The sequence below is a fragment of the Nostoc sp. DSM 114161 genome, from assembly GCF_052692665.1.
This window is the reverse complement of the sequence record NZ_CP195141.1, coordinates 4,695,797-4,721,156: the sequence shown is the minus strand read 5'-3', so window position 1 is coordinate 4,721,156 and position 25,360 is coordinate 4,695,797. Positions and strand designations below refer to the sequence as shown.

Annotated in this window: 22 protein-coding genes; 19 read left to right on the top strand and 3 right to left on the bottom strand. The window is 41.6% G+C overall.

Annotation, left to right across the window (positions count from 1 at the left end; genetic code table 11):
• Nucleotides 1-2: 2 nt before the first annotated feature.
• The 8 genes from NSTC745_RS20335 (at nt 3) to pgmB (ending at nt 11,175) form a co-directional block, all read left to right on the top strand.
• Nucleotides 3-503, top strand: coding sequence for a DUF1622 domain-containing protein (locus NSTC745_RS20335; RefSeq protein ID WP_445632550.1), 501 nt, complete (start codon nt 3-5; stop codon nt 501-503).
• Nucleotides 500-1,018 (top strand): HPP family protein, encoded by a 519-nt coding sequence (locus NSTC745_RS20330; protein WP_445632549.1) that lies wholly within the window; start codon nt 500-502, stop codon nt 1,016-1,018. The genes NSTC745_RS20335 and NSTC745_RS20330 overlap by 4 nt, the downstream gene beginning before the upstream one ends.
• A gap of 61 nt (nt 1,019-1,079) precedes the next feature.
• A complete protein-coding gene (locus NSTC745_RS20325) occupies nt 1,080-1,448 on the top strand; it encodes a colicin V family bacteriocin (RefSeq protein ID WP_445632548.1) in 369 nt (122 codons plus the stop codon).
• Nucleotides 1,449-1,517: 69 nt separating this feature from the next.
• A complete protein-coding gene (locus tag NSTC745_RS20320; RefSeq protein ID WP_445632547.1) occupies nt 1,518-2,303 on the top strand; it encodes a ZIP family metal transporter in 786 nt (261 codons plus the stop codon).
• Nucleotides 2,304-2,604: 301 nt separating this feature from the next.
• Nucleotides 2,605-3,336 (top strand): two-component system response regulator RppA, encoded by a 732-nt coding sequence (rppA, locus tag NSTC745_RS20315; RefSeq protein WP_445632546.1) that lies wholly within the window; start codon nt 2,605-2,607, stop codon nt 3,334-3,336.
• A gap of 34 nt (nt 3,337-3,370) precedes the next feature.
• Nucleotides 3,371-4,696 carry a two-component system sensor histidine kinase RppB gene (rppB, locus tag NSTC745_RS20310; RefSeq protein ID WP_445632545.1) on the top strand — a complete coding sequence of 442 codons (1,326 nt, stop codon included), beginning with the start codon at nt 3,371-3,373 and terminating at the stop codon, nt 4,694-4,696.
• Nucleotides 4,697-5,388: 692 nt separating this feature from the next.
• Nucleotides 5,389-7,800 carry a sucrose synthase gene (locus NSTC745_RS20305; RefSeq protein WP_445632544.1) on the top strand — a complete coding sequence of 804 codons (2,412 nt, stop codon included), beginning with the start codon at nt 5,389-5,391 and terminating at the stop codon, nt 7,798-7,800.
• A gap of 363 nt (nt 7,801-8,163) precedes the next feature.
• Nucleotides 8,164-11,175, top strand: coding sequence for a beta-phosphoglucomutase (gene pgmB / locus NSTC745_RS20300; protein WP_445632543.1), 3,012 nt, complete (start codon nt 8,164-8,166; stop codon nt 11,173-11,175).
• Nucleotides 11,176-11,737: 562 nt separating this feature from the next.
• Here pgmB and NSTC745_RS20295 read toward each other — a convergent pair.
• Nucleotides 11,738-12,388 carry a DUF924 family protein gene (locus tag NSTC745_RS20295; protein ID WP_445632542.1) on the bottom strand — a complete coding sequence of 217 codons (651 nt, stop codon included), beginning with the start codon at nt 12,386-12,388 and terminating at the stop codon, nt 11,738-11,740.
• An 848-nt stretch (nt 12,389-13,236) separates the two neighbouring features.
• Here NSTC745_RS20295 and NSTC745_RS20290 point away from each other — a divergent pair.
• The gene (locus tag NSTC745_RS20290; protein ID WP_445632541.1) at nt 13,237-13,875 is read left to right on the top strand and encodes a hypothetical protein; all 639 of its coding nucleotides are present in this window, start codon (nt 13,237-13,239) and stop codon (nt 13,873-13,875) included.
• 849 nt (nt 13,876-14,724) lie between these two features.
• On the opposite strand, the gene NSTC745_RS20285 is transcribed toward NSTC745_RS20290, so the two are convergent.
• Nucleotides 14,725-15,372, bottom strand: a complete 648-nt coding sequence (locus NSTC745_RS20285) for a hypothetical protein (protein ID WP_445632540.1) — start codon at nt 15,370-15,372, stop codon at nt 14,725-14,727.
• Between the two features lie 59 nt (nt 15,373-15,431).
• Complete coding sequence (locus NSTC745_RS20280; RefSeq protein WP_445632539.1) at nt 15,432-15,710, bottom strand: hypothetical protein; 279 nt, start codon at nt 15,708-15,710, stop codon at nt 15,432-15,434.
• A gap of 1,105 nt (nt 15,711-16,815) precedes the next feature.
• Here NSTC745_RS20280 and NSTC745_RS20275 point away from each other — a divergent pair.
• The 10 genes from NSTC745_RS20275 to NSTC745_RS20230 all read left to right on the top strand — a co-directional run bounded on the left by NSTC745_RS20275 (nt 16,816) and on the right by NSTC745_RS20230 (nt 25,358).
• Nucleotides 16,816-17,268: an Hsp20/alpha crystallin family protein gene (locus tag NSTC745_RS20275; protein WP_445632538.1), complete on the top strand. Its 453-nt coding sequence runs from the start codon at nt 16,816-16,818 to the stop codon at nt 17,266-17,268.
• Between the two features lie 425 nt (nt 17,269-17,693).
• Nucleotides 17,694-18,686 (top strand): cyclase family protein, encoded by a 993-nt coding sequence (locus tag NSTC745_RS20270; RefSeq protein WP_445632537.1) that lies wholly within the window; start codon nt 17,694-17,696, stop codon nt 18,684-18,686.
• 569 nt (nt 18,687-19,255) lie between these two features.
• The gene (locus NSTC745_RS20265; protein ID WP_445632536.1) at nt 19,256-19,561 is read left to right on the top strand and encodes a hypothetical protein; all 306 of its coding nucleotides are present in this window, start codon (nt 19,256-19,258) and stop codon (nt 19,559-19,561) included.
• Nucleotides 19,562-19,602: 41 nt separating this feature from the next.
• Nucleotides 19,603-19,791 carry a transposase gene (locus NSTC745_RS20260; protein WP_445632535.1) on the top strand — a complete coding sequence of 63 codons (189 nt, stop codon included), beginning with the start codon at nt 19,603-19,605 and terminating at the stop codon, nt 19,789-19,791.
• A gap of 26 nt (nt 19,792-19,817) precedes the next feature.
• Nucleotides 19,818-20,096, top strand: a complete 279-nt coding sequence (locus NSTC745_RS20255; protein WP_445632534.1) for a hypothetical protein — start codon at nt 19,818-19,820, stop codon at nt 20,094-20,096.
• Nucleotides 20,097-20,239: 143 nt separating this feature from the next.
• Entirely contained in the window at nt 20,240-20,365 is a 126-nt protein-coding gene (locus NSTC745_RS20250; RefSeq protein WP_445632533.1) for a hypothetical protein, read from the top strand.
• A 475-nt stretch (nt 20,366-20,840) separates the two neighbouring features.
• Nucleotides 20,841-21,434, top strand: coding sequence for a hypothetical protein (locus NSTC745_RS20245; RefSeq protein WP_445632532.1), 594 nt, complete (start codon nt 20,841-20,843; stop codon nt 21,432-21,434).
• A gap of 178 nt (nt 21,435-21,612) precedes the next feature.
• Nucleotides 21,613-23,265 carry a hypothetical protein gene (locus NSTC745_RS20240; RefSeq protein WP_445632531.1) on the top strand — a complete coding sequence of 551 codons (1,653 nt, stop codon included), beginning with the start codon at nt 21,613-21,615 and terminating at the stop codon, nt 23,263-23,265.
• A gap of 107 nt (nt 23,266-23,372) precedes the next feature.
• Nucleotides 23,373-24,386, top strand: coding sequence for a peptidoglycan-binding domain-containing protein (locus tag NSTC745_RS20235; protein ID WP_445632530.1), 1,014 nt, complete (start codon nt 23,373-23,375; stop codon nt 24,384-24,386).
• A gap of 39 nt (nt 24,387-24,425) precedes the next feature.
• The gene (locus tag NSTC745_RS20230; protein WP_445632529.1) at nt 24,426-25,358 is read left to right on the top strand and encodes a hypothetical protein; all 933 of its coding nucleotides are present in this window, start codon (nt 24,426-24,428) and stop codon (nt 25,356-25,358) included.
• Nucleotides 25,359-25,360: the final 2 nt, after the last annotated feature.

Genomic DNA, 25,360 nt, shown 5'->3' with positions numbered 1-25,360 from the left:
ACATGAAAAGAGACTCATCACGGGATTCATTGATTAGTTTGTTATTGCCCCTAGCACTAATTTTAGGGTTAGTTCTGCTGTTGAGTTTGAACGTACAAACCAGGGGGGAAGCTAGGGAAACAACTCCTTTAGAGACATGGCTCAAAGTGATTGTCGGTTATTTGGCAGCAGGAACAGAAATTGCCGCAGCAGTTGTGATTGGTGGAGCAGTGATTCGAGGTATTGCTGCCTATTTGCGCTTATTGTTCTCTCGCTCCAAACAACATTTTGATGCCACAGAAGGAGTACGTCTGCAATTGGGACGAGTTCTAGCATTGGGGTTAGAATTCACTGTCGCCAGCGATATTTTGCGGACAGCAGTAGCACCAACTCGTCAGGATATTTTGAATTTGGGAGCGATCGTTTTGCTGCGAACCTTGCTAAATTATTTCTTAGAACGGGAGATTCAGCAGGGAGAACAACGCCGTTTACCAGAGCCGGAGCTTGACAGGAGTATGCGATGAAATCCCACCGTTCCAGCTTAAAGCCTCTGGAAGGTGCGAATCGATCGCTCCGCAAGCGCCTGAATTGGAAGGGTGAATTGGCATTAGCTACTGCCCCGACAGTAGTCATATTAACTATGTTTGCTTTAGTGGAGGTAGTAACCCGCCAGCGTTTGTTGTTTGCTTCCTTGGCATCCAGCGCCTTTCTGATTTATCTCGATCCCCAGCATGGTACAAATACCGTGCGAACTTTAACCATCTCCCAAATGATGGCAGCTGCGATCGGTTTTATAACTTATATGCTGATGGGTTCGGGTTATGCGTCTGGAGGAACTGCAATGATCGTCACAATTGTGTTGATGATTCTCTTAGATGTAATGCATCCTCCAGCCGTTGCCACATCCTTAAGCTTTGCACTAAAAGCTGGCAATGAAAATAACCTAGTTTTGTTCGGTCTGGCTGTAGGTATTACTGCCCTATTGATTGGACTAGAACGCTTTGCTCTGTGGCTTCTGGGGTATCTTAGCCATAAGTAGTTTCAAGCTAAATATTATGTAAACACTCAAGAATTTAATAGTTTCCAGGAGAGTCTAAATTATGAATGAAGAACATTCTACTTCTAACCCAGAAAATGAAAATCAAACCGCCCCAAATCCTCATCCAATTACAACGGGATTGGGAGCAGCAGCAGGTGGAATTGCTGGAGCCGCCTTAGGTCGCTCAATTGGTGGTAAGGTAGGTGCTGCCATTGGTGGAGTTGCAGGGGCAATTACGGGTGGAGTTGCAGGTAATAAGTTAATAGAGTACGCAGAGGAATTTATTGAGGAACTTGAGCCAACAATTGGATTGGGATTAGGAGCTAATGACAAACCAATTGAATTACCTTCTCACTACAGTTGGGAAGAATTACAAGCACTGTCAAAACCCCAAGGCGATATCAATTCAAAATTCAAAATTTTACCCTGAGCGTAGCCGAAGGGTCAAAATTCAAAATAGGTTTGTTTGGTATTAGCCAAGAATTTTCATTACGAATTAATGATGTTTCCACTTTGGTTAAAAGCAGGTTTCTGGGGTTTGGTTGGTGGTTCAGCGTTGCTACTGGGTTCTGCGGTGGGTTACTACGCTAAGATTCCGCAACGGGTCATTGCCGCAGTTATGGCTTTTGGTGCTGGGGTATTAATTTCAGCACTCGCATTTGAACTGATGGATGAAGCTTATAAGCGCGGTGGATTTGACTCAACAGCAATTGGATTTGTCGGTGGTGCAGTTGTATATACAGCTGCAAACTGGTTTTTGTGGCATCAAGGTGCAAACCATCGCAAGCGTTCTGGCGAACAGCAACCATCGGAGGAAGAAAATAGTGGCAGTGGAATGGCGATGTCTAACGACAAGCCGCTTCGCGTCTACGCTGTTGGTGCATTACTCGATGGTATTCCCGAATCTATCGTCATTGGTGTCAGCATGATTGGTGGAGGAGTTGTGAGTTGGGTAACTGTGGCAGCTGTTTTTCTCTCTAACGTTCCGGAAGGACTTTCTAGTGCTGCTGGGATGAAAAAAGCAGGACGTTCAACTGCTTACATCTTCGGTGTCTGGGGAGGTATCGCCATTATCTCTGGTATAACAGGACTTTTAGGCTATGCCTTGTTCAGTCACTTCTCACAAGAAGTTATCGCTGCCACTACTGCTTTAGCCGCAGGCGCTATTTTAGCAATGATTACAGACACAATGATTCCAGAAGCTTTTGAGCAAGCACATGATTTTGCCGGGTTAATAGTCGTCTTTGGATTTCTTGGGGCTTTTATTTTGAGTAAACTGGCTTAAAAATTACAGATGCACCTGTAATACCAATTAAAAATTAAGAAAGTGAGACTTAGCAGATGTTTCAGGGTTTGCATTTGTATCATATTTTTCGTGAATTGGTATAATTGTTGCTTCCTACTATTGAGATAACCAGTATTCATATCTCCAGAAACAAAAAAATTTCATTTAAATTTCATTTTTGTCTGGCTCGATAAACTACGCAGACATCAGCATTTCTATCTTAGGTAGAATAAAAATTTCATAATTATATCATTTTTTGGTGAAAACGTAATTAAAGAAGGCTTTTAGCACTGGGTTGAGTATGCGGCTGATATTAGTTGAGGATGAAGCGGATTTAGGTGCAGCAATCAAACAAGTCCTGAGTCATGAGGCATATATAGTTGATTGGTTTTTAGATGGTACTCAAGCATGGCAATATCTAGAAACAGGCTGGACTGAGTACACCTTAGCGATTTTTGATTGGATGCTACCAGGAATTTCGGGGGTAGAGTTGTGTAAATGGTTGCGCGATCGCCACTTAACTCTACCTGTGTTAATGCTAACGGCTAAAGACCGAATGGAAGAAAAGATTATTGGTTTAGATAGTGGTGCAGATGATTATTTAGTGAAACCCTTTGATATGGCAGAACTGCTGGCCAGATTGCGGGCCTTACAACGCCGAGCCTCCTACACAGGAACAACACTTACACCCCAACTCCAAGCTCGACGCTTACAAGTAGGTTGTCTAATGCTCAATTACAGCACTCATGAACTGACTCGTCAGTATTGTGATGGTGAAAAGCAAGTGTTCGCTTTAACTGTCAAAGAATTCCAATTGTTGGAATATTTCATGCGGCATCCTAACCAAATTCTCAGCCGCGACCAAATTATTAATCAGCTTTGGGAAATTGGTGCAGAACCGGTGAGCAATGTAGTAGCCGCACAAATTCGCTTATTAAGACGTAAATTAGGAGAAGAAGATAGCGAATCTTTAATTGAAACTATTTATGGTGTCGGCTATCGCCTCAAAATTCAGGCTGCTGATTTTTGCTAACTCGACAGTAATATTTTAAGCCGGTTTTAGCAATATGGAACGCAATCCTATTTTCCACCAGACTCAGTTGCGGTTAGCAGCTTGGTATACCCTCGTCATGGGTAGTATTTTAGGACTATCTGGTTTAGGAGTTTATAGTGTGGTTGCCCATGCTTACAATGAAACTATTGACCAGGGATTACAATCAGTAGCAAATGCACTCTATAAGAGTATTGAACCCGCTTGGCAACAACCCGGACATTTACAGCAACTTGCTAAGGAACTTTCCTTAGAATTATGTATAACTTCAACAAAGTGTTTGCATAAAGCTACTATCAAACAACCTCTAGTAGAGGTAGCTAATCCAGTTAATTACTATATACGTTTATTGGATAATTCCGGAAAAATATTTGCAATTACTGGTATACAAGCTGATAAGTTAAAAACTACTTTACCATCACAACGTTGGCAAGTTATCACAGATTATTCTGGCACTCGATACCGTCAAATTACTTTACCTTTATATACTCAAAATCAGCTTTCAGGTTATCTTCAAGTAGCGCGAAGTCTAAATGATTTAGACCAACATATTACTTTTTTAAGATTAACTTTGGTTTTAGGATTGCCAATTTCAATGATTTTCGTTGCTTTGTCTAGTTGGTGGTTAGCCGGAAGGGCAATGCAACCTGTGTATCTTTCCTATCAACAGATGCAACAATTTACTGCTGATGCTGCCCATGAGTTTCGCACACCTTTAGCAGCAATGTATTCTACCATTGAAGCTGCTATTAAGTTACAGCAAGAACCAAAATCAAGCAGTGGAATTTTAGATGTTCTTAAACGCCAAAATCGTCGTTTATCGCAATTAGTAGGAGATTTGTTGCTGTTAACAAGGATAGACCAAAAAGAATTAACGGGAGAATATCAACCTTGTTGTTTGAATGATTTAATTAGCGATTTAATTGAGGAATTAGCATTTTTGGCAGTAGAGCATCAGGTAAATCTCTCTCAGCAGGTGCAAATTTCAGAAAAATTGTATGCGATGGGAAATGAAGAACAGCTTTATCGCTTAATTTCTAATTTAATTATCAATGCAATTCAAGCAACACCTAGCGGGGGAAAAGTCACGGTTTTTTTGTCAGATAGTGAGTTTTACGCCATTATTAAAATTCAAGATACAGGAATTGGCATTGCTGTTGAACATCAAAAGCGAATATTCGATCGCTTCTACCGAGTCGATCGCGACCGCTCTCGTACTTCTGGCGGTTCCGGACTGGGATTAGCCATCGCAAGAGCCATCGCCCAAGCGCACAAAGGCAGCATTCACGTTCAAAGTCAGCCAGGACTGGGCAGTACATTTACAGTTCGACTTCCTCTTTAACTAAGATTTATTAAGCTCAATATCACTATGCAGTGCATCACTCATCTTGAGATGGATACTTTTGCTACAGCTTTTGTTTAAAATCCAGAATCTAAAATATTTAGTTCTGGGAGTAGACTTTGATAGACAATATTCGGAATCGTTTTAGGAATTTTAAACGCAAAAGGGGACACGGGGACGCAAAGAAAATTTTGAAGGCAAAAATTGAGATCTGAGGACTGAATTGAGAAAAACCTGCCCTTGAAAGGGGGGCAGGAACATTGGTGGGGGACTTAAACCCCCTGATTTTATTTAGAAGGGAACAGGAAACAGGTCATTCTTTCCTGTTCCCTTCTTGTTAACAAATTCGGCGCTTTTTTGTCCAAGGGTTCTATAATCGGCAAGTTTTGTGTCGGGGTCTGTCTTACAAAGTTGAGGCAGTCCGTTGGCGGGGTTCCCCCGCTTAAAGGAACTGCCGTCAGATGGTCCCAAACCTCCGAGTCGTGACTTTGCGCTAAATCCCCGTCACAAAACTGACTTGCGACTTGTTTTAACAGCCTTCATCATTTCATACCACAGCTAGAAGCAAGAGTTTTCGCATTTATTTAAACTCAAAGTCAGAATGTGCATTGACAGAATACTCGTCATTGAAAAGTAGAGTTGTTGGGGAGAAAAGAATGAGGTTCTGGATTAGTTAAACTCTGGAATTTGTCATGTATGAATTATTTGAAGCTGTCTGGAATAGTGATGAAAAAACTGTTCTACGTCAGTTGATAGATGTTTTGAATACCTCAGGTAAGCGTTACTTCCTGAGGAATCAAATTTTGCAAACTTTTGCAGATTACTGTCAGCAATCCCAAAAGCCAGCTTACTTTTATCACTCTTCTTCTTTGGGGAAACTCATACACTATACCCATGAAATAATTATGGAGGACGAGTATAGTTGGTTTGTTGTTCGACCCAGGATTGCTAGCCAGGAAGTTTGGCAATGTAAAGCTGACTTTACTAGCTTTGAGCAGATGACACCCCAAGCGTTGCTAGATGTGAGCGATCGCTTGGTAAACCGCCACCAAGATCGCATTTTGGAAATCGACCTCCATCCTTTTTATGAAGGTTCTCCCAGAATCGACGACCCGAGAAATATCGGTCAAGGTTTAGCCTTTCTCAACCGTTACCTGTCCAGTCAATTGTTGACCGAACCTCAACATTGGCTAGAACTTTTGTATCTAGCTTTACACAAAATTAATTACGAAGGAATTGAGCTGCTAATTGGCGATCGCATTCCCTCAGGTATACAGTTAGCTAAACAAATAAAGTTAGCCCTCAAATTCCTGAGTCAGCAACCTCCTGAGGAACCCTACGAAAAATTTCGCTCTCGCTTCCAACAACTCGGCTTTGAACCCGGTTGGGGTAACACTGCGGCCCGAGTCCGCGAAACCTTAGAACTTTTTGAGCGACTGATCTACTCTCCAGAACCCGCGATTTTAGAAACATTTGTCGCCCGCGTCCCCGCCGTATTTCGCGTAGTCCTGATTTCTATACATGGCTGGGTTGCACAAGAAGATGTCTTGGGAAGAGATGAAACACTCGGCCAAGTTATTTATGTTCTCGAACAAGCCCGCAGTTTAGAAAACAAACTTCGTGAAGAAATCAAACTCGCTGGCCTCGAATTTTTGGGAATTAAACCCCATGTAATTATTCTCACCAGGCTAATTCCTAACTGTGAAGGAACATTTTGTAACCTACGTCTAGAAAAAGTTGAAGGTACCCAAAACGCTTGGATATTGCGGGTTCCTTTTGGTGAATTCAATCCAGAAATTACCAATAATTGGATTTCTAAATTTGATATTTGGCCGTATTTAGAAACATTTGCTGCCGATGCTCAAAGAGAACTGCTAGCCGAATTTCAGGGTAAACCTAATCTGATAGTTGGCAACTACAGCGACGGTAATTTAGTGGCTTTTCTCTTATCCCATAGTCTCAAAGTTACCCAATGTAATATTGCTCATTCACTAGAAAAACCTAAACATCTATTTAGTAATTTATATTGGCAAGACTTAGAAGATAAATATCACTTCTCGGCACAATTTACTGCCGATTTAATTAGCATGAATGCAGCTGACTTCATCATCACATCCTCTTATCAAGAAATTGTCGGTACACCCGACACGATAGGTCAGTATGAGTCATATAAGTGGTTTACTATGCCACAACTGTATCATGTAGTTGATGGAATTGATTTGTTTAGTCCTAAGTTCAATTTTGTACCGCCGGGAGTAAATGAAAACATCTTCTTTCCCTACAGCCAAAAATCAGACCGAGATCCTGAACTTTCTAAGCAAGTGCGCGAACTACTCTTTAGTAGCGAAGACCCCCAAATATTTGGTCGCCTAGATAATCTTCACAAGCGACCAATTTTTGCTATTGCTACTTTCACCCCAATTAAAAATCTTACTGGTTTGGTTGAATGCTTCGGTAAAAGTCAGGCGTTGCAAGAGCATTGCAACCTGATTCTGTTAGCTAGTAAACTGTATCCACATGAAGCCATAAACCCAGAAGAGGCAGGAGAAATCCAAAAACTCCACGACATTATTAATGAATATCATCTCCAAGGCAAAATTCGTTGGTTAGGGATGCGTCTCCCCAGCCGTAACCTCGGTGAAGCTTATCGAGTAATAGCAGATTGTCAGGGAATTTATGTCCAATTTGCCCGCTTTGAATCCTTCGGGAGGTGTATTTTGGAAGCCATGATTTCTGGCTTACCAACTTTTGCAACACAATTTGGCGCTTCTTTAGAAATTATTGAAAATCAAGAAGATGGATTTAATATTAATCCAACAGATTTAGAAGGAACAGCAAATAAAATTCTAGAGTTCCTTGAAGAATGTGATACTCATCCTCAACACTGGCAGGAAGTTTCAGAATGGATGACTCAGCGAATTCATAACAGATACAACTGGCACTCACATACTAATCAATTATTACTGCTGACGAAAATATTTAGTTTTTGGAACTTTATTGCTCCCGAAAATAATGAAGCCAGAGATCGTTATATGGAAACTTTATTTCACCTTATCTATAAACCTAGAGCCGAAAAGATTTTAGAAAAACATATGGGCGGGTGAGGGAGTGGGGAAATGGAAAGATGAGGGAGATGAGGGTGAGTTAAAACTTGAAGCATTAGGTTCAAAGACTCATTTATCCACCTCGGAACTGGATTCATCCACTTCGGAACTAGATTCATCCACCTCGGAACTGGATTCATCCACCTCAGAACTGGATTCATCCACCTTTAATACTCACAGGACTTAGGCAAAATTATGAAAAACGAACCGCAAAGAACGCATTCGCGCAGCGTCTCGTCAGAGAAGGACACAAAGAAATAAGAGTTTCAGAGAGTTTTTGCGTAAGTCCTAACTCGTTTATCTCCCTCATCCCCGTTTGGTGAGCGGAGTCGAACCACATCCCCCACTCCTCAATAACACACAATGGAAACAAAAGGTCATTCTCGCCATTTTATCTACACAGACTGGATATTAACCGAAACCCAGTTTGACCCTGACCAATTGCACTCCAAAGAAACTGTCTTTACAATCGGCAATGGATACCTGGGAACAAGGGGCAGTTTTGAGGAAGGTTATCCTCATGCATTACCGGCTACCTTTATCCACGGTGTTTATGACGATGTGCCGGTGATGTACACTGAACTAGTTAATTGCCCTGACTGGTTACCTTTGGTAGCGATTGTCAATGGCGATCGCTTTCGTCTCGACCAAGGTGAGATATTGCAGTATGAGCGAAAGCTTAACCTGCGTCAGGGACTTCTATGCCGTTCTTTGCGTTGGCGTTCTCCCAGTGGGAAAACCATAGACATCTACTTTGAACGCTTTGTCAGTTTTGCAGACCAGCACATATTAGTGCAGCGCTGTCAGCTAACACCAGTAGATTTCGATGGGTTAATTGAAGTTCAAGGAAGCATTAACGGCTATACAGAAAATCAGGGTTTTAATCACTGGGAAGGATTAGACCAAGGCAAGACTGATGAAGGAATTTGGTTGCAACGCCGCACCCGCAACTCCCAAATCGAACTGGGTATGGCAGCTAAGATGACGTTATCAGGGGCACAAGCACCGTTGCAAGTCAGTACCGCACCTGGTTATCCCACCCTCAGCATGACCTTCTTAGCTAAAGCGCAACAAACCATAACGGTAGAAAAACTTGTGACAGTTTTTACTTCGCGGGAGGTTGAAACACCCGTTGCAGCAGCTCGAGAAAAACTTGCGTACTTGCCAGACTACGCAACATTACTCAAAACTAGCGAACAGGCGTGGGATGAAGTTTGGCAACAAAGCGATATCGTGATTGAAGGGGATAGCACAGCGGCTTTTGCTGTTCGTTACAATCTGTTTCAGTTGCTGATTGCTAGCCCACGGCATGATGAGAAAGTAAGCATTCCTGCTAAAACTCTTTCAGGATTTGGCTATCGCGGCCATATTTTTTGGGATACAGAAATTTTTATGCTGCCCTTTTTTCTGTTTACCCAACCAGCACTCGCCCGTAATTTACTGAGTTATCGCTGGCACACTTTACCAGGAGCGAGACGCAAAGCGACTCATTACGGCTATAAAGGAGCAATGTTTTCTTGGGAAAGTGCCGCCACCGGAGATGAAGTAACACCACGTTGGTCGCTTCCGACTGATTTTTATAGTGAAGACGTGCGAATTTGGTGTCGCGATCGCGAAATTCATATCAACGCAGATATCCCCTACGCTGTTTGGAACTACTGGCAAGCCACTGGGGATAATGAATGGATGCAAAAATACGGTGCAGAGATAATTCTGGATGCCGCTATCTTTTGGGGTAGCCGGGTAGAATTCAATCTTGAACGTCAAAAGTATGAAATTCGGGGAGTCATCGGCACGGATGAATACCATGAATTCGTTGACAACAATATTTTTACAAACCGGATGGCGCAATGGCATTTGGAAAAAGCGATCGAAGTTTATGATTGGTTGGCTCAGAAATATCCACAACGAGCCAGGGAATTAGAAAAGAAACTGCAACTGACTTGCGAACAGCGAAATCACTGGCAAGACATCATCGCCAAAATCTTGTTGTTTTACGACCCATCAACAGAATTAATTGAGCAGTTCGAGGGATTTTTTCAATTAGAAGATATTAACTTAGCAGATTACGAAGGACGCGATCGCTCCATGCAAGCCATCTTGGGTATCGAGAAAACTAACAAATATCAAGTACTCAAACAGCCAGATGTCTTAATGCTGCTTTATTTAATGCGAGGATCGGCAGATTTTCCCTACAGCGAAAAAGCATTGCAGACAAACTGGGATTACTACGCACCCCGCACTGACATCACTTATGGTTCCTCCCTCGGCCCCGCAGTTCACGCCATCTTAGCTTCAGATTTGCATATCTCCACCGAAGCTTACAAACTGTTTATGCAAGCAGCAATGGTAGATCTGGAAGATAACCGAGGAAACACCAGCGATGGAATTCACGGTGCCACTGCTGGCGGCGTTTGGCAAGCTGTAATTTTTGGCTTTGGCGGTATCCAATTGAATGAAAATCGTCCCGTAGCCAAACCACATTTGCCCGCTAACTGGACACGCCTAAAGTTTAAATTGCACTGGCAAGGATCATGGTACGACTTTGATTTACATCAAGGATTGAGCATGGGGCATGGGGGCGAGGAGACAAGCAGAGAAGTTGGAGCGGAGGCTTCGTTTGCTCCAAACTTCGGAAGACAAGGAGACAAGGGGACAACGGAAATAACCAATCCTCCATCCCCAATGCCCAATGCTCCATGCCCCATGCCCAATCCCAACATCCAAGGATTCATCTTCGATTTAGATGGTGTACTGACAGATACAGCAGAACTTCATTATCTAGCTTGGCAGAAGCTAGCGGATGAAGAGGGTATACCGTTTAATCGGGTAGCTAATGAAGCGCTGCGGGGTGTATCCCGTCGTGCTTCGCTAATGCTGATTATTGGGCATAGACCGTATTCGGAAGAACAAATCCAGGAAATGATGGAGCGCAAGAACCGCTACTATATCCAATTGCTGAAAAATATGACCACTAAGGATTTGTTACCAGGAGCGATCGCATTTTTAGACGAGCTGCGGCAAGCCGGGATTAAAATAGCCATTGGCTCAGGGAGTAAAAATGCCCGCACAGTCATCCAACGGTTGGGTATTGCCGATAAGATAGATGCGATCGCTGACGGTTATAGCGTACAGCAACCCAAACCAGCACCCGATTTGTTTCTCTATGCAGCTAAGGAGCTAGGAATCGAACCAGCGCAATCCGTAGTTGTAGAAGATGCAGCAGCAGGTGTTGAAGCGGCTCTAGCTGCTGGGATGTGGGCAGTAGGTATTGGCCCAGTTGAACGAGTTGGAGCTGCTCATGTTGTTTTGCCCAGTCTAGCAGGAGTTAAATGGGCAGATTTACGAAGTCAATTACAGAACTCTAAAAAATAGAGGCAGGGGAACAGAGGCGCAAGAGTGGAACGAGTGGAACTCAAAGACTCGTTTGACTCGAAACAACAACGTGCGAGTTTACGCAAACGCGGGATTCGACCCCAAATACCAAAAAGGGTTTGGAAAACTAAGAAAACATATTGGTAGACCCATCAAGATATCTGTCACGAGATACCAGCAAGAACGTTGTTTTGCTTGGTATCAACGTAAATATCGTTGTTTAGTTGTTCGCTGGGAACGTCGAAAAGTATATTTTGATGCATTTCTTGATCTTGCCTCTATTCATATTTGGATTCAAAGAGTTTTATTAGTGGGATAGGTTCACAAAAGTTTGTGCTGTTTTATATCATGTCCGCCTAATTAGTTATAATTTCCACATCTGTGCAAAAACCAGGAAACCCTCTTTCCCCCTGCTAGAAAGCTCCCTGTTCCCCTGCCGTCTAAATGATAAGTCTTTAACCGGACACGATATTAGTCAAGTGTTTTTTTATACAAGATATTTTGCGTTTATTACGTAAAAATCATAAAAGACTTATTGATGACTCGAACGAAATTAAATCGCTCAAGTCTCACAGAGAAATTGCGATAGGTGAGACGGCATCGATCGCGTGTGTACAAGCTGACCACTTGCGAGGTACTCAAGTTCTTCAGGGGTTGATTGACGTTCTAGAGCTTCATTACGATGAGGATGGCGACCGAATTGGGTAAGTATATCTCGATGCCGACGTGCTTGCGCTGCGGAGAACTCTAGTAATGCACGATGCTCTTGTGATGCCTCCTGCACAAGGTCGTCCGCAAGTTTAACTGCTAGTTCCAAGTTAGTAAGATCCTCAGAATGCCCTAACGGCAGGAAGAAGAACGTCTTCTCCCAAGGTGTTTTAAGAGCTTCATAGTGTCCCACACTGATGCCTTCAAGCGTCAGCTTACAAGCTTTCAAGTCCTGCGCGAATGCTTGTGCCGTGCCCGCATATATTGAGCGCGAGAATTGGTCGAGGACGAGAATTAGTGCTAGCCGCGATCGCGGCTGACCAGACCAAGCATCTAGTTCACCTCGTATGGCTTGTTCTAGCAGTGGTGAAAAATGCCCGATTACTTCAACATTCGCCCCACCGCGAAACCACCATTCCCAACGACGAACCATCGTTGCTCGATCGGGGCTTGGTTGGCTTGGAAACCAGAACCGAAGCACATCTTCGTATTTTTCGGTTATCAAAGTAAACCTGCCTTAGCTGTGCCGTATAGTTTAATTATCTGGTATTTTTTGGATGCCTAAATCACCATTATGGGTATTTTGGGGAAATTTCAACCGAAACTGTAGAGTACAAGGAATCTCCCTCAACAATTAAACTATAAAGAAAGTGAAAATAACACTTGGCAGACGTATTAAGTGTGTGGTTCTGGGAAAAAGATTCAGTTGAATACAAGAAGGCACAGAATTTATCCTCTTCACTTCAAGGGGCGACAAGCGAGTTAAAGTGCTTGCTGTATAAGCTTCATAGCCCTTAAACCTCGCTGATAAAATGCCTGCTTATTGCGAATGGAACCGACCAGTTCCTCAACCCATGTTTGACACTCATGCCAAGCTACTATCCAATTTTGACCATATAAACCTATCCAGAAATTGCTGTGACGTTTTTGACTTCAATTTTTTTCTTTAGTGCGGCAAATATAAGATTCTTGGGATTGAAATTTAGTTCTTTGTCCATGTAACCAAGCACTGGTCATAGCCAAAGCGATTAAAAAAATTAAACGACACCAACATCTTCAGGGTGATTAACTGTGCAATATTTCAGGTATTTTTCTAAGAAGTTTTGGTAGAATGATGCCAGCATTATTATGACGGTCTTAATCAAATTACAAGACCGTTCTTTTTTACCATTAAACTGTACACTACAGGTAGCTGCTTAATAACTGTACAGTTCATTCTCAATAATTACCCACATTTTTCAAGGGGTCTGTGCCTCTCAAACCTTTATCTGGCTTGGTTTAGGGGCAATTGTCGCCCCTTGAAGGTACAAACTCCTGATTGATGAAAGAATTCTGGCAGACACGGATACATTGATGGTGTTCGGTCTGGATCATCTCCTATCCGAGCAAGAGGCCGAAAAGGGAGAAATCGACGCGATCCGGGAGTGGCTGAACCGAGAAGGTACATGCCTGCTCCTTGCGCCGCACCATGACGTGGGTTTCACGAACGACATGCAGCAGCGCCAGATGGAGTATAAGCATCACGGCGACGAACTCGTGCCGCGCCAGCAACGCTTCGGTCAGTACACGCGATCGCTGATGAAAGAACTCGAAGTGCCCGTACTTAATCAGTTTGGACTCCGGCCTGCCGTCATACAAGGAAGCAACCAGATCGCACCCCCGATCGTTAACAAGGATCTCGACAAACTGGGTTTGCTCAATGGAGTGACCACGTTCAACTTCCATCTGCATCTGCCCCACTACGCGCTGACGACAGAGGACACGAAGTCCATTCATGTTCTGGCGACGCAGCCAATCGATCTTTCCCGACCGCATCCGTTCACAGCGGAGGGAAATCGGGAATTCAATACGTGCATTTGGGTACCGCCGAACGGTTACCGTGGCGGCGATATTTTGCTTGCCGACTCGACCATCTTCACCACACTATTCGGCGGCACGGAGAGTCTAGGACACTTTTGGCGGAACATGGCGAAATTGAGAGTCAATGTCTAGGTGGCATAGAGCCGAGATCAGAGCAAAAACCGAAATAGAGGCTCTCGCCGCACTTAGCACAAGATGAAGACGAAAGCCCAGTACAAAGTTAAGAATTGGAACGCCTATGATGCAGCACAAAAGCTTCGAGGCAGTATAACTTTCTGGCTGGACGAAGAAGTAATCGAGCAGTGCTGGCAGAACGTAAATCTGACTTCTATTCTGTAGATGCCGACCACATTTACTTGCTCAAAACTGTAAATAACTTATACCGAATGCTTTGCCAGCAGAAAATTACTCGTTCCCAGGTAGGCAGTCTATATACAGATACGTCTTACAGAAATTTTCTTCAAAACCAACATAATTGCCAGTTGCCTTCTGTTAGTTAATTTGAGGATATATTTGGAGTAAAACGGATATGCGAATAGAAATTCCCATGAAAAATCAAAAAGATAAACAAACGTATTAACGTATAAATTAGTTGATCCCACAAAGCAGAAAGCGTAATAACTCAACTAGAAGGAGTAAGAAATCATGCCACAAAGAGCGATCGCTACTAAAAAGCGAGTAAAGACGCTTTTTGGCATAAGCAGGCATAAAATGGGAGTTGCAGCAACACTTCAATAGTGAATTGCTCGAATATCATGATTTTCTAACTGCATACAAGTATTGAAAACCTGGATACTCGTAGTGTGATGAGTGCGTAAATGCAATCGCCGCTTGTCGTAAAATATCGGTGATGAACGCAAGTGCCCATATAGCAGAATTTCAATCCAGAGCGATAGCCCGATCGCCAGCCAACAAAGAAATCAACTACTCCCGATAGAACCAGAGAAGGGCAAACTAACTGGCATCCTCAAGAATCTGCCATTAGTGAGGATTTATAGCCAAACTAACTCCACTAGGTAATTTATTGCCGAAAACTTGGGTTGAGCCACCACACCGATTCCTACGTAGGTAACTGACGAAACAATATACTAGCAAAGGTTGATTACGTACTGAGCGCAAAGCATACTCTTCTATAGAAGCAAACAGTAATGTATTTTGCAGTTGTTTATCGTTAGTTAATTGGGCAATGCAAGCCATTTGCTGTTGCATATAAGTATCGTTTTGCAGTAGTTCTTGGATGAGGTGTTGTAACACATCTATAAAACTACTTTGGCGAGCGCGGCTGGAAACTACCCAAGTTTGAATCTGGCTGTGAGCAGAAACTAAACTGCCCAGTCGTGTGATTAAGTTGCGATAAGCACCTTCTGGACTAATGCCTAAGTAGCGTTGATGTAAAATTTTCCAGCGATACTCCATTGCTTGCTTGGCAACCTCAATTTCTTTTGGTTGAAGTAATTCCAACCGTTTTAAATCTTTTGCTAACAGCCAACGAACAATACTGTCTCTGGTAGTAGCACTTTGCTGTGGACATTCCTGTACTAGGTGGTTATGCCAGTACTGTTTTAGTGTTAGAGCATCGTTTACTATAACAGGATTGTACTCTTTGAAGCTCAATTTTACAGTTGGCATTCTAACTCCTTTGCTGTATTGATAGCGAGATTCGTGTGGGAAAATTTACCCTTGCCAAATCAAGCGTAGGTTTGGGCAAAAACTGGTAATTCTTTAGTAAGTTGAAGTTGAGATAATTTCATGAATACAAACAAATCGGGGAGAACTAGAGTAGAACCACCTGTTTTTCGCTTAAACCGCTCAGTAAATGGTTCCATCCCCAATGTAATCAGAGTTTTGCTAAGTTTCGTGATGGGATGATGGGGCTTTTGGTTGTCCTCAGTGCGGTTGATTTCTGATGCTATGTAACCGCAAAACCAACTCAAGGTATCAATGATCTTTCTGGAACGCTGCCACAATACCTGTCACTAGTTGTTTGTTGAGGTTCACAGGTAGATTATTACGCGATGCTGTCTAGGGCTTCTGGACTGCGTTGGTGGCAGTAACGCACCGCAGATTCAACAAATTTATCGATTTTTGTGGGTTGAGATTGCCCGAATCTCTTTGCACACATGGCACTGCCTCAAAATGTAGGTACTGGCAGACGCGATTTTAACAGAATTGGTGGTGCTTGGGGTGCAATCTCTTAGTTTCCCTCAGAACTTTGCCGCTGTAACAAGCGGTGGAAAGGGATTGACGGCTGCAAAGACTATATCGCTAGCTACCAAGACCTGCACTACAAATATAGTTTGCAGACAGCCACCAATATTGCTTTTTGGTGGGATGCACCCACTGACCTACGCTCACCGTAGGAGTTGGAGTTGAGTTTAATTTTGAAATGGTGCAGCCCATTTAATAAGGAGAATTGGGGGCAACCATTTAGTTAGTTATGGAAAAGTAAAGTTTATTGTCAAATAGAATCCCCTTCTATTTATTGGTGTTAACTTATTAATTGAAGCCCGATAGCTTCCCTGGCAGATTTGACAGCCTGTTGTTCAATTTAGTTAAGAGGTAAAAAAGCTGTTGTATCTCAATCTGTCTCGTCAACTAACAGCAACACCCAACTCGAACGCTGATATTTCCTCCTAGTGGTAAACAGAGGACGCTGTAACTGATTGGTCAGTAGATTTTAATCAGTACACTCCTAGACGAATGATGAATGTGAGGAAATAACTAAGCTAGTAGAACTTGGGTGTTGTTGTTTTGAGAAGTAAGTAACCCCTAACTGCACTATCCTCTTCAAAAGCAGATTATCCCTCTCCTAAGAAAACATTCTGTTTTTTTAGGAGAGGGATAGTTAGTTAATTATTATTAGTATCAATAGTCTTTATTCGGGTTTACCGAACTGAAAAATTAGAGTAAACCGTAATATTTTTTACTGCCTAATTTAGTGCGGCAATCATCAATTATTTGGTGAGAACAACCGAATTTATAGGACTTATAACCATACTTATTATGAATACATAAGCACAAAACGAAGTGCAAAAACTATTAAGTAGGAACTATTTAAAGAGAGTAAGAGTTATGGCACTAGTTCGTTACAACCCTTGGCAAGAATTGAACGCTCACTTAAGTCACATCAACGGCTTACTTGGAGATACTAGAGTACCATCTGCACGGCTTGACAGAGATTTTATCAAAGTTCCGGCTGCTGAATTGCACGAAACTGATGATGCTCTGCACTTGAAGCTAGAATTGCCAGGAATCGACGCTAAAGACCTAGATATTCAAGTCACTGAAAATGCCGTTTACGTTAGCGGTGAGCGCAAGTCTGAAACTACAACTGAAAACAATGGCACTACAAGAAGTGAATTTCGCTATGGTAAATTCCAACGTGTAATTTCTCTATCTGCTCGAATTCAAAATACCAATGTCACCGCAGATTATAAAGATGGCATCTTGAATTTGACACTGCCCAAGTCCGAGCAAGAAAAGAGCAAAGTTGTCAAGGTTAATCTCGAACAACCTACTGCCTAATTGGTTGTAATGCAACTACGAATCCTCCAATAATTGATTGAGATAGTAAAAGCCCAGTTATGATGACTGGGCTTTTTTGTATGCGATGTCTACTTTAAGGGGCTGCGCCTACGCTGCTGGGTTTTCCCCTTGCTTGAATTGGGTAGGGGCTTACGCTCGTCTTTTTCTCGCTTGAATTAGAACAGCGATGGCTGCCCCAACCAGGTTGGGCGAATGTGTCGGTGGTTTTCATAGTCTTTGAATATACGTATTTGGTTAGATTTAAAGGTTGGGGAAATAAAAAAGGAATGACTGTTAAAATAGTAGCCTTATGAGATAGCAGCCTTGTTCCCAGACGAAATACCAACAGCTACAGGATTTTAAATAATAAATTGTGGTAAAACAATTAGATCCTTTACAGTCTTCAAAGCAATAACAAAGAACAAATGACAATACTGCCGCAGTTCTACCAAACACATCTCAAGCAGAAACTATATAGATTTTTGTGTCAACCATTTCAAAAAACTTTCTGGGGAATTGTTTGTTTAATAGTTGTGTTTGGTGTTGGCTGGGTGTCTGTAAACGCGGTACAGCCCAGACGTGAGCCTCGTCTGTGGCAAGTTTATGAGCAGTCGCTCAAAAAAGCTAAATATGTTGACTTAACTCATACGATCGCTCCAGCAATTCCTGTATGGTCTGGTTTTGGTTCATCAAAGTTTGCGCCTGCCATCAACCCGAAAACTGGTGAACCATACACTTATCAAAAGGATGGGTTTGAAGCAACTCATTACGATTTATCTACCGATCAGCTAGGAACCCAATTAGATCCACCTGCTCACTGGAACCCTGAGTATGCAGCTATCGATGAGTTGCCAGCAACCTTTGCTGTTCGTCCTCTAGTAATAATTCCAATCCAAGATAAAGTTGCCAAAGACCCCAATTATCATCTGAGTGTCAAAGATATTCAGGATTGGGAGCGCAAACATGGCAGGATTCCACAAGGCTCAGTAGTGTTTGTTCGCTCTGACTGGTCTTCATCTTGGCCAAACCCCGAACTAGCTACAAGAACAAAGTTTCCTGGGGTGAAGCTAGAAGCTTTAAAGTTTCTGCACCTTGAGCGCCAAATTCTTTTCCACGGACACGAACCCCTTGATACAGATAGCACCCCAACGCTGGAAGGAGAAGCTTGGCTGTTGAAAAACGGATATACCCAAGCAGAGGGTGTTGCAAATCTAGACCGGGTACCAGAAATAGGTGCGTTGCTCTCTATCGGGTATCCCAAATTCAAAGGTGGTTTAGGAGGTTATGCACGTTACATTGCTATCTGTCCGCCAAACTGGAAATATGGCGTTTCAGTAGGTCAAATCCCAGAGTCTCCCCTGCCAAAAGCAGATAAACCCCTCCACTGGGATACAAAATTGGGTGTACGGGTACGGTGAGGCACCTACCAGTAATAAAATGCCCAGAGAAAGCGTTCCCACCAGGTGGGAACGCCCACAGTCGTTAGGTTTTACAGAAAATATATTTGATAGGGCTGGACATTTTATTTTTTGGATCTCCTTGAGATGAAGTAATTGGGTTATTGCTTCCTTTCTACAAGACGCTCTGCGCGTTCGCTTAAATAAAAAGCGATGTCTACTTTAACCCTCTTGTGTCACTCTCCGAAAATATTTGTCATTTGTGAATTCTAGAGCTTTTATCTACCAAGCGATGTCTACGACGGGCTACGCCTACGCTCCATTATTTCCTAATAACAAATACAAGACCTATTTTTTTCTAATAGGAAAGCCTGTATTGATTGACTGATAAAGCTTTCAGAGATTGGCTATCCGGAGAGTGACAAAAGCGGTTGATGGACGATATGTCCGCGATGGATGAAAGAAACGGAATAAAAAGTAGGGAAAAAGTTTATACTCGCATTGTGTCTTGACAGTTAAGACCGTTCCCTCAATGGTGCATCTTCGCCCGTACAAAAGCGTGGTTCTGGGTTGTGACGGCGATGACATTGGTGAAGCGTGTACACGTTATCCCGTTTAGAAGACTGTATAATTCCGTCAACCTGGGTCAAGGCAGACTTTCAACTTTGATACTGCTTGAGACTAGGGGAACTAAAATGAAGAAAAAACAGAAGTCTTCAGTTCCAAATCGTCAATCTGTAGCCAAGGCATCTAAACTTAATCCGATTCATCCAAATGCGGCGGGTATTGATATTGGTGCCCAACATCATTGGGTGTGTGTACCGTCAGGAACTGCTAACGAATGCGTTCGGCGTTTCGGTTGCTATACTGCTGACCTATACGCGCTCGCAGATTAGGTAATGAACCTAACTTTGATTTGCGTACTCACCTTTACCGCATGAGTGGAGTAGATTTTACTCGTGTTGATGGTCTTGGTGTACTCACTGTGCAAATCATTCTTTGTGAGGTTGGTTTAGACCCCAGTCGATTCCCTACAGTTAAGCACTTTACCTCCTGGCTTGGTGCAATGTCGCTGGCAGTCGCATTACTGGTGGCAAGATTAAAAGTTCTCAAACTCGCCCAGTAGTCAACCGCGCTGCCAACGCTTTCCGTATGGCAGCACAAACTGCTGGAAAAAGTAATTCGGCTTTGGGTGCTTTTTACCGTCGTTTACGTTCTCGCCTTGGCTCTCCTAAAGCTATCACTGCTACTGCTCATAAGATTGCGCGGCTTTTTTACAAACTTTGGACATCTGGAGGAGATTACACCGATCCTGGTATGGATTATTATGAGCAGCGTTATCGTGAGCGTATGGTTAATAATCTCCACAAAAGAGCCCAGGCTTTTGGTTTTGAGCTTATTCCTCAGCCCTCAGAAAATCTGGTTTCTTAGAAGAGGGTTAATGACAAAAACCCGGCATGAATTACGCCAACAATTGCAAACTGCTTAAACCACAAGTGTTTCAGCTTTTCTTAGTGCTATTCGATATATGACCAAATGATGATTTTGATAAATAAAGGTAGTGCCTGAAGATTATGAAACCCACAAGCAGTTACTACGATGCTGAGTTTGGACAGATTGTAATTGAAGATAACCACTGGACTTTAGGACAATCTGCTGTTTTAGGCGATCGCCGTGTACCGAGAAAGCGTGGATTTTGAACAGGGGCAGATTGGGGAATTTTCATTGCTAAGGGCGTGATTTTTTGGAATTCCCTAACCCAAGCGTATTGTTTGAAACTTCTCACTTTTTCTCACATACAAACAGTAAACATTGACGTACAGTAAAAATCGGCGTTGCTGAATCAAGGCATGATTCTTGTGGGCATTCTGCGTGCTTAGAAATATAAAAGATGGGCTTTTTGCGCCATCCTACAAAAGCAGCAAAATCACCCTGCAAAGGGAGCAACGCCTAAAATTAATCCCCAAAAAATTACAGGAACATTAACTATGAACCTTAAAAGTTTACGCCCTTGTGGTTATTTACTGAGACTATTAGCTGTATATTTTATTTTTGGATTTTTACAGTAAGTTTTACTATAAAACATGTTTTAATAAACACTTATTTGCGTAATTTCTAGGACAAAGTATTATTACTGAAGTCAAAAAAACTTTTTGAATTAGTCAGGTATCTCCAATGGGAATTTATCGAACTAAAACTGCACAGTTTAAACAGAGTGCCGAACGACTGCTGTTTGGTAAGAAAGATGATTACTTACTTGCACCAATTGATATTTGTGTTTTTGAACAAACAGCCGCTGGAGCAACGTTTATTCAATCTAGTACACCAGGACAATTTAAAGGAGTTGAGGTCAGAGGAACTGGAAATATGAAAATTGGAATCATCTCTGAATATTCTGTACCTTCAGTTCTACCTGTCAATCCGATTGTAAAAATTACACCCGCTCCTCATTTGAATCTTTCTCCGACTCTAGAAGACTTCGATCCAATTGAACGTAATCAAGTCAAAAAAGGCGATAAAGTAGTTTTTAGTGTAAATGGCGTGCGAATAATAGGCGAAGTACAGAATCCTGCTCCGACACAATTACCTTTTATTCAACCAAGTTTTCAAGTTGAGGCTTATGAGGTGAAATTTGAGCAGAGATTAATAGATATTGATAGCGTTCACGGAGCAAGAGTTTTACATAGTAAAACTGAAAAAATATTAGGAATGCTGGTTGGTAGTCAAGGTAATAATGCCATAGTTTATCCGGCTGATTTAATAAAATAACACATCAATTTGTGGTGTAAAGAGTTCAGAGATGAAATTGCATAGCTTTTTTTCGTGGTCAGTTGTCGGCGTTGTCGGGATGATGTTGTTTTCTCCCACTTTACCTTTACTAGCTCAAAGTAATCTAGCAGAAACTTCTTCAGAGAGTACCGCTCAACCAGATAATAGTTCCCTTGACTTGAACAAGACTGCAAGAGCGATTCGCTTGTCTTTAATGGAGGACATTCTTAAATTTGTTAATAATGTTGCCAAAACCAAGGTGCAATTAGAATGGCAATTTTTACCGATTAGTGATGAGCCTAGTTTTAGAAGACTACAAGCTAGCTATGATGCTAGAAAAGCGATTATTGTAATTCCTAATAATCAGTTAGGAGATCCTGAAAAATGGCTACAATCTCTAAAATCAGCTAAATCATCTAAAAACTCTAATGGATGTTCCATACTAGAAAAAGCATTACCAACTCCTGCGAACCAAGAATATTATGAAAGAATATGGAATTCCAAAGGTGATGGTTGGAGACAATTTGTTGGGCCATCTATTCGTGCTACTGAATATTTTAGTCTGCTGCGAGATTATAACTTAATCAAAACCTTGTTGAATGATAGTCGAGGGGTTAAATTCTATTTTACAATCGACCAAGTTAGCGATACTCGCGAGATTGATGAGAAAGTTAACTGGAAGATTGATGTGTATGAATTTGAAGTGAAACCAGGGAATAATTGTCAAGACCGAGTTGTATATTATCGCTATAATATTAAAGCTATCACTGAACCTTTTGAGGTGGCGATCGCTAGGAATAAAATTCCTAAAGAAAATATCGATAAAGCTGAAACAATCAGTGAAACCCAACAAAAAGTTAACTTAAAAGTAACAGTTGAAGCATTTTTGAAAAAAAGTCCTCAATTAGCAGGACTGGTTGATGAAGTAATGTATTTAGTGAAAAATGATGATGGTCAAAATAATATTGCTGTCATTTTAGACAATCAAAATCAAAAATTTGTTAACGAATTAGCCAAACAAAATGCAGCTAATATTTTGAATACGGTTTTTCCCATCATCGGAAATCTAGGTGATATCACGAAAGAAGTTACTAGCAGTTTTCTAGGTGGGACAGAAGATAGTAGTATCATTACTGGAGCCTTAATTGATTTTGGAAAAGATCGGATTGGCGGATTAGTTGGTATTAACAAAGAATTTAATCCTCAAAACAATATCTCCTCCGGTGTTGCCTTTGGTGTGGGTATCGCTGGTGATGCACCTGTTTCTCTTTATGTTGGCCCAAGTGTACGAGCTTCTGCATTTACTCTATCAGCCGGGGCAAATATCCTTGAAGAAAACAATGGTTTAAATGTCAATGTTGCCGGACTCATTTCTGTTGATTTATCTCGGCTTTTGGGTAATAAAAAAGTTGGTAATTCCATTAGTATTGATAGCTCCGATAAAGGTGGACAATGGTATAAAGCAACTGAAATTCTGGCTAAAAATTTAGCGTTATTAGAAACAACATCAGATACAGAATTTCAACTGCGACGTATCTGTGACAGTAATGGAACTCTTATTACAGATGAAAGTCAACAAGCAGTTTTTCAAGTAACTTCTGATAAAAGGCTGCAATTTATACCGCGTGGCTATTACATTTATGAAAAAGTTCCTACCAATGTTGAATTGATTCTTGTTAACGATGATTTCGAGGCTCCAGTGGTTCTAAATGAACCTTTTCCTTTAATAGAAGATAAGTTCTATCCATTAACGTGGAGAGGGAAACAATCAAATAATGTGACTGCTCCCCCACCACAATCACTTGAATGTGTTGTAAAAGTACAGCCTTAATATATATAGACTCGATGGGGAAGATATTTTTCCTTAGGTCTTTAAAGATTATCTTGGCTGTGATAAACGATCGACGTATTTTTGTAAGTTTTTAGAAGTGTTTTAAAATGACTAATCTTCAAGAAATTCGAGATAATGCACTATCAATCTCCATATCTGCATTAGTGGCTGATACGCTCTTAGTTCAAGATATCCAAGAACATTTAGCCAAGATTGGTTTTATCGATCTCAGTAGTGTCACTCTTGGCGTACTATCTACGAATACAGAAGCAGCAATTCAGAAATTCCAAAATATCGCTGGAGTGAATTCTACTAACATCACTGCTAGTTTTGCCAAAAAACTTATTGATATTACCACCCCTAAAATAACTCCACCACCTCCAGCAGCTATTACTATTACTTTAACCGGAAGTGTAGGTGCAGGTGGGGTAAATAATCCAGCAGACGTACTAGCAATTAAAAATAGATTGGCAGATTTAGGATTTCAAGTATCCCGCAATTCTATTATTGATACCGACACAATTCAAGCTATTAAACTTTTCCAAGCCATTATTAACGAAAAAGATACATTAGATGTTGGTGGAAATGTTGATGGCAGAATAGATGTTAATGGTAAAACTCGTAAAGCTTTAGAAAAATCCACTGCTCCTAGATGGCAAGAAATGGCTTCTGGCTCAATTCTAGAAGGATTTTTAAATAATGATGACTTGCAAGGAGATAATGGAGATTTTGGGACAAATTGGATAGTTGAAACTGTCCAAGCTGCGGCATTGATTTACAAAGACCAATATTTAAAAACCCATCCGGATGCAGCTTTAATTGCTACTAATGATATTAGTAAAATTAGCGGAGGCAAGTTTCCGCCCCATGCAAGTCATCAAGTTGGGATGTGTTGCGATATCAGATTACCCCGTAAAGATGGCACATCAGGAGGAATTACCTATCAAGATAGCGAGTACGATCGCGCTGCAATGAGAGCAATGCTAGAGGCTTTCCGTAAACAATCAAAGCATAAAATTCGCCGGATATTTTTTAACGATATGACTTTGATCGCAGCAGGCTTGTGTCAAGCAGTATCAGGACATAACGACCATGCCCACGTAGATATTTTAGCTCCGTAAGATTCCAAACCAACAATATAAAAATGCCGAGGTTTAGTAATGAGTAATTTTAGAGTTATCCCATCAGGATTAAATTTACGTTCATTTGGTGAAGTTGCTCCTGATAATATTATTGCTGTTCTTCCCCAAGGGCAAATTGTTACCCGAATAGGAAGTGAGCCAGATAGTGAAAAATGGTGGCGAGTACAAACTGTTTTAAATGGAAGTACTTTACAAGGATTTGTGAGTAAATCTTATCTATCTGCGATATTACAGCTACAAGAAAAAGTTTTGTGGGTTGTCAATTATGATGCATTGAATTGGTTTGTAGACAGAGCGATTTTTGTTAAAGCTACAGCCGTAGCAATTCGCACGGATAACGATTTAGAGCGAGCAATTCCTGCTTTTCATGCAAAAGGAATTAAAGTCTATGGCTGGCGATGGCCATCTGCTGAACGAGTACGTGCTTTGAAAGAAGCTCAAAACGTCGTTGATTTATTAAATAAAGGTTTAGATGGCTATTATGTAGATCCTGAAGGAGAACCAGGCCGCCACTACGATTGGAATCAAAAGAATCTAGAGTTAATAGCAGAAGATTTCTGTAAAGCGATCGCTGCTGCATCTACTGGTAAACCTTTTGGCACAACCTCACACTTTCGTGCCAAGAAAGTTTTTGATAAATTACCTTGGAATTCTTTCTTTAAATACTCCAACGTCTTTCTCCCTCAAGCTTACTGGAAATCTGCTGGTGGGCTGATTAATGGTGGCGACCCAGAAAAGAATTATCGTCAATCCCTTGATGAATGGGAAGTAACAGGTGCGTCTAGAGACAAGATTGTACCAATGGCAGGAGAACTAGAATTTTCCACCGCAGTACAAATCAAGGAGTATGCACTAGAGGCGCAAAAACAAGGAGTCGCTAGTCTGCATTTTTATACTGCAACTAAAAATGTTAAATCTGAAGTTTGGGATGAAGTAGCAAAAGTAGGATAAAA